We start from the raw sequence: 15,770 nt of genomic DNA, 5'->3' as shown, positions 1-15,770 counted from the left end.
GGGGGAGGGCGTTATGGCCGGTTCGGCACGTGATGAGGCCGAGCGCCTGGTGGCCGCGATCCTCGCGAGGGCCGCTTCGGCGGCCGCGACTCGCGGTTTTCGCGACTCCATGAATGTCGGCGGTACGTCGTCAGCCGCCCACCCTGCCGCGGATTCGCCCGATTCGTCTGGCTCTCCCGGCTCCGGCTCGTCCCGTTCACGTGCGTCCGGCTCCGGCTCCTCCCGCTCGCGCGGGTCCAGTTCAGGTTCGGCCGTCTCCGGTGCCGCGACCGCGGTCGGCAACCTGGTCGACGGCTTCTTCGGCTCCCTCAACAACGTGGCCCGCGGCGAGTCCCGCCCCGAGCCCGGTGATCCCGCCCACCCCGGCAGCGGCTGGGCCACCGGCAGCGCCGAGTGCTGCGTCTGTCCGGTCTGCAAGGCGATCGCGGCGGCCCGCAACCCCAGCCCGGAAACCGTGTTCAAGGTCGCCACCGGCGCCGGTGACATCGCCGCGGGCGCGGCCGGCATGCTCCGCGGCTTCTCCGCGCTGGCCGGCTCGGTGCTGAACGACCGCCCCGCCCCGAAATCACCCGGTGGGGGAGCGGCCCGGCACGCGCCGAGCCCCGACCAGGCGTGGTCCGCCGCCACTCGCGCGACCGCCCCGCCCCGGTCCGCGCCGTCCGGGACGTCCGCGCCCGATCCGGCCGCCGACGCGTGGGCGGCCGCGACCGCCGAGAGCGCCCGTGAGGCCGAGGCCGCCCGGGCTCGTGCGCGCGCCGCCGAGCGTGCGGTGGCGCAAGCGGTGGCCGACGCCCGCCGCGCGGCGGCCGGAAGCGCTGCCGCGGGCGCGGCGACGAGCACCGTCCCCGGCACGGCTGACACCGGCACGCCGGTGAGCGCCACCCCCGGCGAGGCCGCCACAGGCGTGGCTTCGAGCCCCGCTGTGGGGACGGCTTCGAGCCCCGCTGTGGGGACGGCTTCGAGCGCCGCCGCGGGGACGGCTTCGAGCGCCGCCGCGGGGACGGCTTCGAGCGCCGCCACGGGCGCGGCTTCGAGCGCCGCCACGGGCGCGGCTCAGGCCGTACCCGCGAATCGGGAAGAGCACGAAAAAGCGGACCCGGCGGCCGGGAAGCCCGCAGTGCGCAAGGCTGGGGATGTCCGGCGCAAGCCGGGTGGTGATGTCTGGTCCGTGGTCACCTCGGAGGCCGCCGCAGACGGCGCGGCCGGGGGACGTAGCGTGGATCATGAGCGGGGCGCCGAGGCGCCCGAGGATCGTGGCGTGCGACCGGGCGACGACGCCCGTGACGACGACGCGGTGTGAAGAGGGGACGGGCAGCGTGACGCTGACCATCGGAATCGACGTCGGCGGCACCAAGGTGGCCGGTGGGGTGGTCGACGAGCACGGCAACGTGCTGGCGTCGACGCGCCGGCCGACACCGGCGGAGGACCCGGCCGGCACCCGGGACACGATCGCCGAGGTGGCCGCCGAGCTGGCGGCGCAGTTCCCGCAGGCGACCGCGGTCGGGATCGGTGCTGCCGCGTGGATCGACGCCGCCGGTTCGACCGTGCTGTTCGCGCCGAACCTGGCCTGGCGTGACGAGCCGCTGCGGGACTACGTGTCGAAGGCGGTCGGCCTGCCGACGGTGCTGGAGAACGACGCGAACGTCGCCGCCTGGGCCGAGTTCCGTTACGGCGTGGCCAAGCACGCCGACGACTCGATGGTGATGATCACCGTGGGCACCGGCATCGGCGGCGGCATCGTGCTGAACGGCAAGCTCTGGCACGGGGCGCACGGCATCGCCGGCGAGCTGGGTCACATCCAGTCGGTGCCGGACGGGCACCCGTGCGGCTGCGGCCGGCTCGGTTGCCTCGAGCAGTACGCGAGCGGTAACGCCCTGGTCCGTTTCGCCCGGGCGGGCGCGCGGCAGGAGCCGGAGCGCGCCGCGAAGCTGCTGGAGCTGGCCGGCGGGGACGCGCTGGCGATCACCGGCCGGCAGATCACCGAGGCGGCCCGGGGTGGCGACGGTGTCGCGATGGACGCGTTCGCGCAGATCGGCTACTGGCTCGGGGTCGCCCTGGCCGACCTGGCGCAGAGCCTCGACCCGCAGATCCTGGTGATCGGCGGCGGTGTGGTCGACGCCGGTCCGCTGCTGATGGGCCCGGCCGAGCGGACGTACCGTGATCAGCTCGCCCAGCGTGACCGTTTCCCGGTCGCCGAGGTGCGCGCCGCCCAGATGGGCAACGTGGCCGGCGTGGTCGGTGCGGCCGACCTGGCCCGGCGCGGGTAAGGCGGGGGAAGCCGGAATGTCCGGGGTGCCGTTGCGCGTGCTGAGCTGGAACGTGCACGGGTTGAAGGACGACCGCGCCGAACTCGTCGGCCTGGTCCGTGAGCTCGCCCCGGACGTCCTGGTCGTGCAGGAGGCCCCACGCCGGTTCCGCTGGCGGGAGAAGTCGGCCGCCCTGGCCGGCGAGTGTGGCCTGGTGGTGGCCGCCGGGGGGCTGCCCGCGCTGGGCAACCTGCTGCTGGTCAGCCTGCGCGTCGCGATCGGTGAGACGTGGAATCTGCGCTATCCGCTGACCCCGGGCCGGCACCTGCGGGGCGCGTTCTTCGCCGGGTGCCGGGTGCGGGGCGGGTCGTTCACGGTCTCCGGCTCGCACCTGGCCACCGATCCGGCCGAGCGCCCGGCGCAGGCCGCGGCGTGGAAGGCCGAGCTGGGCCGGGTCGAGGGTCCGCTGATCGTGGCGGCCGACCTGAACGAGGGCCCGGGCGGTGGCGCCTGGCGCACCGTCGAGGACGGGCTGGCCACCACGAAGGACGACGAGCCGACGTTCCCGGCGGCCGCGCCGAGCCGGCGCATCGACGGGCTTTTCGTCAGCCCGGACATCACCATCGAACGTTACGAGATCATCGCGACGGATCGGGCACGTGCCGCGAGTGATCATTTACCGGTCCTCGCGGACCTTTCGCTCCCTTCCGGCTGAGCCTCACGTCTGGCAGGATCGCCGGGTGCACGACTCCCCGGACCCGGGCGACCGTCGCGACGCCGTGTGCGTCGTGGGCGCCGGCGCCAGCGGCCTGACCGCCGTCAAGAACCTGCTCGAGCTGGGCTTCCAGGTCGACTGCTACGAGCGGGAGACCGCCGTCGGCGGCGCCTGGAACTGGCGTCACGACCGCAGCCCGGTCTATGCCGGCACCCACCTGATCTCGTCGCGGCCGCTCACCGAGTTCCCCGACTTCCCGATGCCGGACACCTGGCCGGACTACCCGCACCACAGTCAGGTGCTCTCCTACCTGGAGCGGTACGCCGCGCATTTCCGGCTGGGCGAGCACATCTGGTTCGGGATGGAGGTGGTGTCCGCGGTCCCGGCCGGTGACGGCGGCTGGGAGGTGACCACGCAGTCGACCGGCGGCGGATCGTCGCGGACGTCCCGGTACGCCGCGGTGATCGTCGCCAACGGCCACAACTGGGACCCGCGCAAACCGTCGATCCCGGGGGAGTTCCGGGGGCGGGTGCTGCACTCCTCGGCGTACAAGGATCCGTCGCTCCTGCGCGACCGGAAAGTGCTGGTCATCGGTGGTGGCAACACCGGCTGCGACATCGCCGTGGAAGCCGCCCAGCAGGCCCGCCAGGTGTGGCACTCGACGCGCCGCGGGTACTGGTACGCCCCCAAGTACGTGCTCGGCCGCCCCGCCGACCAGGTCAACGACCGCCTGCTCCGGTGGCGGCTGCCGTTGCGCCTGCGCCAGTGGCTGTACCGGCGCACGGTCGCGATGACCACCGGTGACCTGACCCGCTTCGGGCTGCCGTCGCCGGACCACCAGCCGTACGAGAGCCACCCGATCGTCAACAGCCAGTTGCCGTACTACCTGGGCCACGGCCGGATCACCCCGGTACCGGACGTGACCGCGTTCGACGACGCCGCGGTCGAACTCGCCGACGGCCGCCGCATCGAGCCCGACCTGGTGATCACCGCGACCGGCTACCGTCCGCGCTTCGAGTTCCTCGCCCCCGAGCTGCTCGACGCCGACGAGCACGGACGCCCCGACCTGCACCTGCACACATTCGCCCGGAAGAACCCGACACTCGCCGTGATCGGCCTCGTCCAGCCCGACTCCGGCGTGTTCCCGCTCGCCCACTGGCAGAGTGTGGCCACCGCGCGCTGGCTGCGGCTGCGCCTCACCGACCCGGCGAAGGCCGCGGCGGTCCAGCAGAAGGAGTCGGCCAAGCCGCTGGGGTCCTGGTCGAAGCGGCGCGTGATCAAGACCGAGCGGCACTGGTTCGAGGTCGACCACCTGGACTATCTGCGCTCGCTGCAGAGCCTGCTCGACGAGATGGAACCGGCGTGACCACTGTCGATCTGACCGTTGTCCATCTGCTCCGCATCGGCCTGGAGTTGTCGTGACCGCTTTCGATCTGCTCCGCTTCGACGACTGGACGAACCCGGTCCCGCCCGCCGACCGCGAGGTGGTCTCCCTGCTCCCGGACGACGACGAGGGCCGTCCGCCGATCCTGTTCGTCCCCGGCCTCGGCCACGGCGCCTGGGCGTTCGCCGAACACTGGCTCCCGCACACCGCCGGCCGCGGCTTCCCGGCGCACGCCCTGACCCCACGCCCCGGCGGTGACCTGCGCACCCAGGTCCACGACGTGGTCCAGACCGCCGCGTCCCTGCCCCGCCAGACGGTCCTCGTCGGTCACGGTGTCGGCGCGCTCGTCGTCGCCCGGGCCCTCGGCCGCTACCCGGCCCGCGCCGCGGTGCTGTCCGCCCCGGTGCTCGGCGGCTGGTCCACCCTCGGCTCAGCCTTGCGCGCCAACCCGGCCGGCACCGTGCCCGCCCTGGTCGGCGGCCGCCTCCGCCTCTCCGCCCGCCAGCTGTTCCGTTCCGGCCCGCCGGCCACCCAGCGTCCTCACCCCGCTGACCAGCCCACTGCCCCCGCCGATGAGGCCCTTTTCCCGGCGGACCAGGCGCCTCTCCCGGCGGACCAGGCCACCGACTACCTGTCCCGCCTGGACCCGAAACCCCGCGCCGAACTGCTCCGCCGCACCGCACCGCCCCGCCCGGTCGGCGCCCCGCCCGTGCTCGTCATCGGCAGCCCGGACGACCGCGTCGTCTCCCGCAAAGCCCTCGACCGCGCCGCCGCGGCCTACTCCGGCGCCCCGCTGATGTTCCCCGGCATGGGCCACGACCTGATGCTCGAGCTGAGCTGGTCCGAACCGATCGACGCGATCCTCGACTGGCTCACCGAACAGATCAAATAAAAGAGATCCATTGCCTGTCTCCGCTGTGGTCCCGATCGTCGCTCCCGCGGGGACCCTTCCGGTCCTCGCAGGGCCGTGGCCGGCCCTGAACGCGAGGCCCGCAAGGGCGACGTCCGTGGGTGGTCCCGCTCAGAGCACCAAACCCGTCCACACCCCCGCCTCGTCACCGTTCCCGTCGCCTTCGGTCACGCGCGGCAGACGGCGCCGGCACGGTGGCCGGTCGCCGGAGGCGGCGGTCAGGGGCGGCCGATGAAGCGGCGCGCGAGCCGCCCCGTGTGATCCAACTCGGTCAGATACGCTCGCGCCCACGCCAGGATGTCGTGCTCGGCGATGTGCCGCCGCATGGCTTCCATCCGCGCGGCCCGATCCTCCGGACCGGCTTCCAGCGCCCGCAGCAGTGTCTGTTTCAGATCATCCACGTCGTGCGGGTTCACCAGGTAGGCCTGGGACAGCTCGGCCGCCGCCCCGGCGAACTCGCTGAGCACCAGCGCTCCCGCCCCGTCCTCCCGGGCGGCCACGAACTCCTTGGCGACCAGGTTCATCCCGTCGCGCAGCGGCGTCACCACCATCACGTCCGCGGTCTGGTAGAGCGCCGCCAGCTGGGCCCGTGAGAACGGCTGGTTCAGGTAGTGGATGGCCGGTTCGCCGACCCGCCCGTACTCCCCGTTGATCCGCCCGACCTCGCCCTCGATCCGGTCCCGCAGGTCCCGGTAGCTCTCGACGCGTTCCCGGCTGGGCACCGCCACCTGCACGAGCACGGTGTCCCGCACTTTGACGTGCCCGTCCCGCAGCAACTCCCGGTACGCCGTCAGGCGGTGCTCGATCCCTTTGGTGTAGTCCAGCCGGTCCACGCTGACCAGCACCCGTTTCGCCTCGCCGAGGTCGTGGCGGAGCTGCTTGACCTGCGCGACCACGTCGGGCCGGGTGGCCAGGGCGCGCATCTCCCCGACGTCGATCGAGACCGGGAACGCGCCGGTCCGCACGGTCCGCCCGCCGACGGTGATCGCGTCGTCGGTGGCGTCGGCCCCGAGCAGTTTCTGCGCCAGCTGGGCCAGGTTGTGCGCGGCCTGTTCGCGCTGGAAGCCGACGAGGTCGGCGCCGAGCATCCCGCGCAGCAGCTCGACCCGGCGGGGAAGTTGCATGAACAGCTCGGGCGGCGGGAACGGCACGTGCATGAAGAAGCCGATCAGCAGGTCGGGCCGCAGTTCCCGGAGCATCCGCGGCACCAGTTGCAGGTGGTAGTCCTGCACCCAGACCGCGGCGTGCTTGCCGGCCACCTCGGCGGCGGCCTCGGCGAAGCGCTGGTTGACCGACCGGTAGGTCTCCCACCACTCCCGCTGGAACACGGGTTGCTGCACCGCGTCGTGGTAGAGCGGCCACAGCGTCGAGTTCGCGAACCCCTCGTAGTAACCCGCTTGCTCCTCGGCGGAGAGCGCGACCGGCCGCAGCCGCACACTGCCGATGTCGGGCAGCCGGGGGGACAGGCCTATCTCGCCGTCCCACCCGACCCAGGTGGCCGGGGTCTGCTGCAGGATCGCGTGCAGGGCCCCGCTGAGCCCGCCGGGGCTGCGGCGCCACTCGCAGGCACCGTCCCGCGCGGCGCTGTCATCGAGGGGCAGTCGGTTGGCGACGACGACGAGCGAACTCTGACGCATCACCGTAGGTTACCGGTCGCGTACCGAAGATTGTCGATGCCCCCGGCGGCCGGGCAGCGTGACCGATTCAGACCACGGCGCCGTCTTCAGACCACGGCGCCGTCGTCGAACTCGTCGTCGTCATCGCCGGACCGGAGCCGCCACACCAGCGTGGCCGCCCCGCCCACGATCGCCGCGAAGCCGAAGAGCATCACGAAGAACGAGTCGATCGGGAGCAGCGTCGGGCACAGGAACAGGACGAACCCGAAGATCACCCCGAGGATGCCGAACGCCGCATACTTCGAGATCTTCGGCAGCGGCGGGGGCGGCGGCGGAACGTAGCGCTCGTCGTCGTCGGCCACGTCGGGGAAGCCGAACGGGTCCAGCACCGGGTAGAAGACCGGCTCCGGCGGGGGGTCGGTGCGCCGCCGGTTGAGCGGGCGCCCCTCCTCGTCGACCGGCCGGGCCTTCGTGTCCGACGTGGTGCCCTCGGCCTCGGGCCAGGACGCCGCCTCCGGCTCGACCGTGGTGTGGAAGCCGGCGATGATCTTCTCCCACTCGGCGTCCACCTCGGCCTGTGGCCGGGGCGCCGGAGCGGGCTCGGCCGGCGGGGTCGCCGGCAGGCCGCCGGTCACCTGCTGAAGGTGCTCCCGCGCGGTATCCAGGTGGGTGCGATCGACGTAGAGCCGGTCGATCGGCCGAGCCGGGAGGGTCGTCGCCCGCAGAATCGGGTTCAGATCCGCCGTGGGTTGCAGATAGGCCGCGATGCCGCCGGCGGCCAGCACGTCGAGCAGGTGCTCACCCACGCGTGGGTCCACGTCGCCCGCGACCGCATAGTCAGTCGCGTCGAGTCCGTTGTCCCGCCGCCCGCGACGGGCGCCGCCCGCTGTCACCGATGCACACCCTCCCAGCCGACCGTGCCTTGAATGGTGACACGGCAGACGCCTGTTGCGGGAGTGCGTTGTGGCGCGCCGCCCCCGCTTCGTACCCTTCTTGCGCCCCGGGACGCCGGCGGCATCCGCTGAAAGGACGGCAGTGTTCTACTGGCTGCTCAAGTTGGTGGTCCTCGGACCCGTACTGAAGCTTGTCTTCCGCCCCGAGGTCGAGGGCCTGGAGAACGTGCCACGCTCCGGTCCGGTGATCCTGGCCTGCAACCATCTCTCGTTCTCCGACTCGATATTCACCCCATTGGTGATGAAGCGGAAAGTGACCTTCGTCGCCAAAGCTGAATACTTCACCGGCAAGGGGATCAAGGGGTGGTTCTCGCGGATGTTCTTCGTCGGCGCGGGGACGATCCCGGTGGACCGTTCGGGCGGTGAGGCGGCCCAGGCGGCGCTGGACACGCTCCTGCGGGTGCTGCGCGAGGGCAACATCGCCGGCATCTACCCGGAGGGAACCCGTTCGCCCGACGGCCGCCTCTACCGCGGCAAGACCGGCGTCGCCCGGCTGGCCTTGGAGAGCGGCGCCGTCGTCGTCCCGGTGGCCCTGCTCAACACCGACGAGATCCAGCCCACGGGCACGCTGATCCCCACGGTCAAGCGCGTCCGCATGCGCATCGGCCAGCCGCTGGACTTCTCCCGCTACGCCCAGTCCCGCGGCGACCGCTTCGTCGAGCGTGCCATCACCGACGAGATCATGTTCGAGCTGATGGCTCTCTCCGGTCGTGAGTACGTGGACGTCTACGCCGCCAAACTCAAAGACCCCCAGCCCGCCTGACCCCACTCCCGCCCATCGGCGCGTACGCCCTGAAGCGCCCCACCCCGCCGACCGCCGGCCCGCGACAACACTCGGCCACGGCGCCCCACCCCGCCGACCGCCGGCCCGCGACAACACTCGGCCACGGCGTCCCACCCCGCCGACCGCCGGCCCGCGACAACATTCGGCCACGGCGCCCCGGCGCGGCGCCCGCCGGCCGGTGCCGGCGTAGGCCCATGCCGCCCGGGCCCCACGCGGCGACCGTCGGCTGCGGCGCCCGCCGGTCAGCGGCGTGCCCGGTGGCGACAAGCGGCCGGGACCGGGAGCGCGGCCGGGGCCGGGAGCGCGGCCGGGGCCGGGGGCCGGGAGCGCGGCCGGGGCCGGACCAACAGCGGTGGCCGCGTGCACACGGACGGGAGGCCGGGTCGCGGCGGGCGCCGCTCCGGCCGTACGCGCAAATCGAAGCGGCCCGGACCGGCAGCGGCCCGGACCTGAAGTGACCAGCGTCAGTTCATACCGGCGCGGCGTTTGAGGGCCTGGACGTCGGTGACGACGATGCGGCGGCCCTCGGTCCGGAGCCAGCCGCGGTTGGCGAACGAGCCGATCGCCTGGTTGACGCTCTGGCGCGAGCCGCCGGCCATCTCCGCGAGCTGGCTCTGGTTCAGCTCGATGGTGATCATCGGGGCCTGGCTCTCGCCGGAGAGGCGGACCAGGGTCTTGGCGACACGGCCGGGCAGGTCGAGGAAGACGTGGTCCGCGTTCTGCTCGGTGAGGCGGCGGATCAGGCCGCCGACGGAGCGCATCACCGCGTCCAGGATGCGCGGGTTGGAGTGGACCAGGTCCATGAACGCGGCGCGGGACAGCGAGAGCGCCTGCGAGTCCTCGATGGCCTCGGCGGAGGCGCTGCGGGTGGACGCGTCCAGCAGCGACACCTCGCCCAGGACGTCGGGTGGTCGCACGACGGTGAGGACCGCGCGTTCACCGGTCGGCGCGGTGCGGAAGACCGCGACCGCACCCCGTTTCATGATGATCAGGGAGTCCCCGGGGTCGTGCTCGACGAAGAGGATCTGCCCTTTCCGGTAGTGGCGAGGAACCGCCGTGGCGATGACCCGCTGTCGCACGTCCGGCTCAAGCCCGGCGAACATCTCCACGCCGGTCAGTGCGTCGCCGGAATCCGGCAGGCGATGGTCCACGACGTTAATCCCTCCCCCGATTGGGGACCGCGTCGACCCGGCGAGCGCCGGCCCCACGACGCGAACGATCACTCTTAGCACATGACGCGCTCCGAACGCCATTTCTACTCCGGACATCGAAGCTCGCCACCCACGATCATGTCCCTTCGGTCGCTTTCTGTAAACACCCCATCGCCTTCTGTGATTGTCGCCCTGGCTGTCCGTCGGATTTGAGTGGTGTGCCGCGATAATCCCGCGGTGCCGGAAGACGAGATTGTGCGAACGGTGCTCCGCGACGAGTGGCACCTTTCTCCGTCCGAGATCACCGAGCTCCCGATGGCGGTGATGTCGCGCGGCTGGGAGGTCCTCGCCGGGAGCGACCGCTATGTGGCCCGGCTCGCCGAGAGCGCCGCGCGGCTGCCGGTCGAGGCCGGCCTGGCCGCCGCTGTCCACCTGCGTGGGGTGCGGATGGAGGCCGGCGAGCCGGTGCGGACGCTGGGCGGTGCGCTGACCGTGGAGACGGCGCACGGGGCGCTGGCGGTGCTGCGGCGGCCGCCCGGGCGTCACCTGGACGGTGCGGACCCGGTCGACCAGCAGTGGTGGGGGGAGCGGCTGGGAGCCGTGCACCGGGCTCTGGAGGGCTTCCGGCACCCGGGGCTGCGTCCGTGGCAGCCGATCGACCCGGACGCGCCGCACCTCGACGCGGAACCGTGGCTGCGGCGTGCGGTCGCGGGGGCGGTCACGGCGGCGACCCGGCTGACGGTCACGGACCGGTTGACGTACGGGGTCCTGCACGGCGACCCTGCCCCGGACGCGTTCGTGCTGGACGCCGCGACCGGCCGCTCCGGCCTGATGCACTGCGGCGCGTGCGGGACCGGCCCGCTCGTCTACGACGTGGCGGCGGCGGTGCTCTACGCGGGCGGGATCGAGCGGGCCGAGGAGTTCCTGGACAGTTACCGCGCGAGCGGACCGGTCGCGGCCGACGAGCTGGAGGTGGCGCTGCCCGTCCTGCTGCGGCTGCGGTGGGCCGTGCTGGCCGACCGATCGGCGCGCTGGGGCTGCCTGACCGGCCTGGACTTGGCGAGGGAGGCCCTGGAGTCCATGCCCGGGTGACGATGGGCGAGGATGTACGGCAATGGTGTACCGGTATTTTTACGACTGCGAGTTCATCGAGGACGGCCGCCTGGTCGACCTCGTCTCGATCGGTGTCGTCGACGAGTTCGGCCGCGAGTTCTACGCGGTGTCCACGGAGTTCGACGACAGCCGCGCCGTGCCCTGGGTGCGCCGCAACGTCCTCGACAAGCTCCCGTCTCCCTCCGACAAGTCCTGGCGCAGCCGGGAGCGGATCCGGGACGACCTCTACGAGTTCCTGATGGAACCGCTGCGGGGTCGCTCCGAGCAGATGGAGCTCTGGGCGTGGTACGCGGCGTATGACCACGTCGCGCTCGCCCAGCTGTGGGGGGCGATGCCGGCGCTGCCGCGGGAGATCCCCCGGTTCACCAAGGACCTGCGTCAGCGGTGGGACGATCTCGGGCGGCCCACGCTGCCCGAGATGTCCGGTCGGCACGACGCGCTCGTGGACGCCCGGCACAACCTGGCCCGCTGGCAGACGATGCTGGGCGTGTCCGAGAAAGCCCAGTCCTGATCGTGCGTGGCGCGGGCGTGTCCGAAAAGCCCAGCCCTGATCGTGCGTGGCGCGGGCGTGTCCGAAAAGCCCGCTCCCTGACGGGCGGGCCGAGCGGGTCGTGGAAAAGCGACTGCTGACGCCGTACGGGAAAAGCGGCTCTTGATCGTGATCGTCAGGAGCGACGGCGGGAGTCGATCGGCGGCACGCAGTCGTGCACGATCGCCTCGACGTCCGCCTGGGTGACCGCCGGGCCGAGATCGCCGTTGTCGGGCCGGGCGCGCAGCCCGTCGATGATCAGCTCGAGGAACCGGCGGAAGATCTCCGGCCGGCCCGGGGGAGTGTGCCGGGCCAGGTCGGTGACGGTCGCCAGGATGATCGGCAGATCGTGGATGCCGACGTCGGCGCGCAGCGAGCCCTCCGCGTGCGCGCGGTCGAAGATTTCCTGGACCAGCGGCAACAGGTGCTCGCCGACGTTGGCGAATTGGTGCTTGTCGATGCCGATGCAGAGCGCCGCGTCGCGCAGCCCGCGGTCGACGGCGTGCATGCCGATCGAGCGCCGCAGCAACATGGTCAGCCCGTCCCACCCGGAGGGCAGGGCCAGCGCGTCCTCGGCGAGGGAGACCAGATCCTCCAGCCGGTCGGCGAAGAGCGCCTCGATCAGCGCCTCCTTGGTGGGGAACCGCCGGTAGACGGTGCCGACCCCGACGCCTGCGAGCTGCGCCACATCATCCAGGGTCGCGGCGAACCCTCGGGCGGCGAACGCGTCGTGCGCGGCCAGGAGGATCCGCTCCCGGTTGCGCTGCGCGTCGCGGCGGAGCGGGCGGGCGGTCTCTGTCATGTGTCCAAGCCTACAACTAAGCGGAGGTTATTCCTCAACTTCGGCTGCTAACCTGCCGAAGTGGAGGGCGTACCTCAACTTTCGGAAAGGCAATGATGAGCACGCTTACTGATCGACCCCGGGGAGCCGGACGTGAGGCGCCGGTCGGCGCGCCGTCCGATAGCGGGCGCTGGTGGGCGCTCGTCGTTCTATCTCTAGCGCAGCTGATGGTGGTGCTTGATGCCACGATCGTGAACATCGCGTTGCCGACGGCTCAGGCCGACCTCGGCTTCTCCGACGCCGACCGCCAGTGGGTCGTCACCGGGTACGCGCTCGCCTTCGGCAGCCTGCTGCTACTCGGCGGTCGCCTCTCGGACTTCTTCGGCCGCAAGAAGATGTTCCTCATCGGCCTGATCGGTTTCGCCCTGGCCTCCGCGCTCGGCGGCGCGGCCAACGGCCTCGAGCTGCTGATCGTGGCTCGCGCGCTGCAGGGCGCGTTCGGCGCGGCGCTGGCCCCGGCCGCGCTCTCGCTGCTCTCGACCACGTTCACCGAGCCCGCCGAGCGCGGCAAGGCGTTCGGCATCTTCGGCGCGATCTCCGGCGCCGGCGGCGGCATCGGCCTGCTGCTCGGCGGCGTGCTCACCGAGTACGTGTCCTGGCGCTGGTGCCTCTACGTCAACCTGGTCATCGCCGCGATCGCCGTCGCCGGCGCGCTGATCAAGCTGAAGGACGAGCCGGTCAAGGCGCACGGCAGGATCGACATCCCGGGTACGATCGCGGCCGTCGTCGGCCTCGTCGGCCTGGTCTACGGTCTCGGCAAGGCGGAGACCGACGGGTGGACCGCCGGGTGGACGCTCGGCCCGATCGCCGTCGGCGTGGTCGCCCTGATCGTCTTCGTGCTGATCGAGCTGCGGGTCGAGCACCCGCTGCTGCCGCTGCGCGTCGTCCTCGACCGCAACCGCGGCGGGTCCTACGCGTCGATCGCGATTGCCGGCGCCGGTATGTTCGGCATCTTCCTCTTCCTCACCTACTACCTGTCGTCGATCCTGCACTTCACCCCGGTCAAGACCGGCCTCGCGTTCCTGCCGATGCTCGGCTCGGTCATGCTGACCGCGACGACGGCCGGTTCGATCCTGGCCCCCCGGGTCGGGCCGCGCCCGCTCGTCCCCGTCGGCGCGCTCGTCGCCGCCGGCGGCATGGTCTTCCTGACCCGGCTCGGGCTCGACTCGACGTACGCCAGTGGGGTCCTCCCCGGTCTGATCGTCATCGGTCTGGGCCTCGGCCTGGTCTTCGCCCCGACGCAGAACGCCGCCACCTCGGGCGTCGAGCACCGGGACGCGGGCGTGGCCTCCGCGATGATCAACACGGTGCAGCAGATCGGCGGTTCCATCGGCACCGCGCTGCTCAGCTCGTTCGCGGCGAACGCGGCCACCGACTACATCGCCGGGAAGCAGCCGACGCCGCTGGTGCAGGCGCAGGCGGCACTGGAGAGTTACCACACGGTGTTCTGGTGGTCGGCCGGGTTCTTCGTGCTGGCCGCGGTGGTGGCGGCGGTGCTGTTCCGGACCGGTCCGCTGGACGTGGACCCGGACGCGCCGCCCGCGATGGCCCACTGACGTCGTAGTTCCCTGCTGAGACACCCCTGAGGCCCAGCCCGCTGTCCCCGGCCGGCTCTCGGGGGTGTTTCGCGTTCCCGGACACATCGCTCGGGCTCAGCCGGACGAGCACGGCCGGCTTCCAGGGGCGGCGTGGGGTGGGGACAAGGCGAACGCCCGGGCGCGCGAGAGGCGCGACCGGGCGTTCGGCCGGCGGAACTAGAGCGGCAAACCATGGCCGTACGGGAAAAGCGGGTCTTCCGTGTCGTTGGGTACGTCCTCCCGGGACGCCTGCACCGCGGCCATCGACGACGGCAGCTCGAACGGGAGTGTGCCGGTCGCGGGCGCGCGGCCGAACAGTACGTCCAGCAGGGCCTCGTCGCTGACGCCGAACGTGCCGACCAGCGCGGCGGCCTTCCCGGCGAGCGGGGTGAGGACGGCGGGACGGTCGAGCAGGACGTCGACGACGGTCGGCAGAGTGCCGGCGAGGAGCAGGACCGGGGCGAGTTCGTCGTCGGTCCAGTCGAGCCGGCCGGCGTGGAAGAACGCCTCGAAGCCGCCGCCGCGCGGTTCGTAGGGCGCGGCCCGCCGGACGATCGCGACGTCGGCCAGCGCCGGGTTGTCGGTGACCTTGGCGTAGGCGGCCGCCACCACCGGGTCGACCCCGTCCGGGTAGACGGTGATCCCTTCGGCCAGCGGCAGCACCGGCCCCACCGAAGGAGAGGGGCGGTCGGTGAGGACGACGATCGAGCGCCGCTGCCCCTCCAGCCCCTCCGCCCGGAAGGCCGCCTGCCCGGCGATCTTCTCCGCCGCCTCCGGGTCGACGAACCGCCGCTCGTCGAACAGCCCCAGCCGGAACTTGTCGCGCAGGATCCGCCGGACGGAGACGTCGATCCGGGACTCGCCGAGCCGGCCGGAGGAGACCAGCTCGATGATCAGTTCCGGGCACTGCTCGCCGCCGAGCTGGTCCGCGCCGGCCTCGATGATCTTCAGGACGCGGGCGTGCCGGTCGAGGTGCTCGACGCCCCAGGCGCGGGCCGGCATCGGCGAGCCCATGATCTCCGCGTCGGTGACCAGGCCCCAGTCGGTGCAGACCACGCCGTCGAAGCCGTACCGCCGGCGCAGCAGCCCCTCGATCACCTGCCGGTTGAAGCCGAACCCGACTTCTTCGTACGTCGTGTCGACGGGCATCCCGTAGTACGGCATGATCTGCGCCGCCCCGGCCGCGAACGCCGCCTCGAACGGCTTGAGGTGGTAGTCCCACCTCCCGCCCGGGTAGACCTGCTCCCGCCCGTAGGCGAAGTGCGCGTCCTCACCGTCCTTCTGCGGGCCGGCGCCGGGGAAGTGCTTGACCATCGCGACCACGCTGTCCGGCCCGAGCGAGGGTCCTTGAAAACCTTGCACGTACGCCGTGATCAGCGCCGACACCACATCGGCGTCGGAGCCGAGCGTGCCGCTGGTGCGCGCCCACCGCGGCTCGGTGGCCAGGTCGGCCATCGGGTGCAGCGCGACCCGGATGCCGGCCGCCAGATACTCCTGCCGCGCGATGTCGGCGAAACGGCGTACCAGATCAGGGTCTTTGGTGGCTCCCAGCCCGATCGGCTCGGGCCAGGCCGAGAAGCCACCGGCCGCGGCCGACGCGGCGGGGTTGTCGATCACGCCGTGGCGCGGGTCCGTGGAGACGGTGACCGGGATGCCGAGGCGGCTGCCGGCGGCGATCTCCTGGATCCGGTTGTGCCACTCGGCGATCTTCCGGGGCGTGACCGGGCCGAACGTCAGGATGTTGAAGTGGTTCAGCTGACCGTTGCGGATCAGCTCCTCGGTGGCCGGGATCATCGCGTCGCCGGCCGCGGGGGTGCCGTCCGGGTTGATCGCGGCCATCGTGTGGAACATGAGGCCGGCCTTCTCGGCCAGGGTCATCCGGCCGAGCAGATCGGTGACCCGCTCCTCGATGCCGAGCTCAGGGTTCCGGTAGGGGTGCATCTCTACTCCA

The 15,770-nt window shown here is 72.3% G+C and carries 14 protein-coding genes; 9 read left to right on the top strand and 5 right to left on the bottom strand.

The annotated features are described in order from the left end of the window. Positions 1–13: 13 nt before the first annotated feature. Genes ACH442_RS02130 through ACH442_RS02110 form a run of 5 tightly spaced genes read left to right on the top strand, consistent with a single transcriptional unit; the run spans position 14 to position 5,237 of the window. Positions 14–1,300, top strand: coding sequence for a hypothetical protein (locus ACH442_RS02130; protein WP_396120700.1), 1,287 nt, complete (start codon positions 14–16; stop codon positions 1,298–1,300). A 16-nt stretch (positions 1,301–1,316) separates the two neighbouring features. Then, entirely contained in the window at positions 1,317–2,267 is a 951-nt protein-coding gene (locus ACH442_RS02125) for an ROK family glucokinase (protein ID WP_396120699.1), read from the top strand. Between the two features lie 16 nt (positions 2,268–2,283). Beyond that, positions 2,284–2,961, top strand: coding sequence for an endonuclease/exonuclease/phosphatase family protein (locus ACH442_RS02120; RefSeq protein ID WP_396120698.1), 678 nt, complete (start codon positions 2,284–2,286; stop codon positions 2,959–2,961). 25 nt (positions 2,962–2,986) lie between these two features. Beyond that, positions 2,987–4,327: a flavin-containing monooxygenase gene (locus ACH442_RS02115; protein WP_396120697.1), complete on the top strand. Its 1,341-nt coding sequence runs from the start codon at positions 2,987–2,989 to the stop codon at positions 4,325–4,327. A gap of 52 nt (positions 4,328–4,379) precedes the next feature. Then, positions 4,380–5,237, top strand: a complete 858-nt coding sequence (locus ACH442_RS02110) for an alpha/beta hydrolase (RefSeq protein WP_396120696.1) — start codon at positions 4,380–4,382, stop codon at positions 5,235–5,237. 236 nt (positions 5,238–5,473) lie between these two features. On the opposite strand, the gene ACH442_RS02105 is transcribed toward ACH442_RS02110, so the two are convergent. Both ACH442_RS02105 and ACH442_RS02100 read right to left on the bottom strand, forming a co-directional pair. After that, entirely contained in the window at positions 5,474–6,892 is a 1,419-nt protein-coding gene (locus ACH442_RS02105) for a trehalose-6-phosphate synthase (RefSeq protein ID WP_396120695.1), read from the bottom strand. Positions 6,893–6,978: 86 nt separating this feature from the next. Further along, the gene (locus ACH442_RS02100) at positions 6,979–7,764 is read right to left on the bottom strand and encodes a DUF308 domain-containing protein (protein WP_396120694.1); all 786 of its coding nucleotides are present in this window, start codon (positions 7,762–7,764) and stop codon (positions 6,979–6,981) included. A 142-nt stretch (positions 7,765–7,906) separates the two neighbouring features. Between ACH442_RS02100 and ACH442_RS02095 the strand changes: the two genes are divergently transcribed. Continuing rightward, on the top strand, positions 7,907–8,587 hold the full coding sequence (locus tag ACH442_RS02095; protein WP_396120693.1) for a lysophospholipid acyltransferase family protein: 681 nt from the start codon (positions 7,907–7,909) through the stop codon (positions 8,585–8,587). A gap of 485 nt (positions 8,588–9,072) precedes the next feature. Here the strand turns inward: ACH442_RS02095 and ACH442_RS02090 are convergent, their stop codons facing one another. Further along, the gene (locus tag ACH442_RS02090; protein WP_014441566.1) at positions 9,073–9,759 is read right to left on the bottom strand and encodes a Crp/Fnr family transcriptional regulator; all 687 of its coding nucleotides are present in this window, start codon (positions 9,757–9,759) and stop codon (positions 9,073–9,075) included. Between the two features lie 237 nt (positions 9,760–9,996). Here ACH442_RS02090 and ACH442_RS02085 point away from each other — a divergent pair, with 237 nt between their 5' ends. Further along, positions 9,997–10,851, top strand: a complete 855-nt coding sequence (locus tag ACH442_RS02085; protein WP_396120692.1) for a phosphotransferase enzyme family protein — start codon at positions 9,997–9,999, stop codon at positions 10,849–10,851. Between the two features lie 22 nt (positions 10,852–10,873). Further along, complete coding sequence (locus ACH442_RS02080) at positions 10,874–11,383, top strand: polyadenylate-specific 3'-exoribonuclease AS (RefSeq protein ID WP_396120691.1); 510 nt, start codon at positions 10,874–10,876, stop codon at positions 11,381–11,383. A gap of 154 nt (positions 11,384–11,537) precedes the next feature. Here the strand turns inward: ACH442_RS02080 and ACH442_RS02075 are convergent, their stop codons facing one another. Then, positions 11,538–12,203 carry a TetR/AcrR family transcriptional regulator gene (locus ACH442_RS02075; protein ID WP_396120690.1) on the bottom strand — a complete coding sequence of 222 codons (666 nt, stop codon included), beginning with the start codon at positions 12,201–12,203 and terminating at the stop codon, positions 11,538–11,540. A gap of 95 nt (positions 12,204–12,298) precedes the next feature. Here ACH442_RS02075 and ACH442_RS02070 point away from each other — a divergent pair, with 95 nt between their 5' ends. After that, positions 12,299–13,798, top strand: coding sequence for a DHA2 family efflux MFS transporter permease subunit (locus tag ACH442_RS02070; RefSeq protein WP_396121020.1), 1,500 nt, complete (start codon positions 12,299–12,301; stop codon positions 13,796–13,798). Positions 13,799–13,996: 198 nt separating this feature from the next. On the opposite strand, the gene ACH442_RS02065 is transcribed toward ACH442_RS02070, so the two are convergent. Next, positions 13,997–15,760 (bottom strand): glycoside hydrolase family 3 protein, encoded by a 1,764-nt coding sequence (locus ACH442_RS02065; protein ID WP_396120689.1) that lies wholly within the window; start codon positions 15,758–15,760, stop codon positions 13,997–13,999. Between the last annotated feature and the right edge of the window lie 10 nt (positions 15,761–15,770).

This window comes from Actinoplanes sp. NPDC020271 (assembly GCF_044388125.1).
GTDB lineage: Bacteria > Actinomycetota > Actinomycetes > Mycobacteriales > Micromonosporaceae > Actinoplanes.
This window is presented reverse-complemented; position numbering and strand designations above follow the sequence as displayed.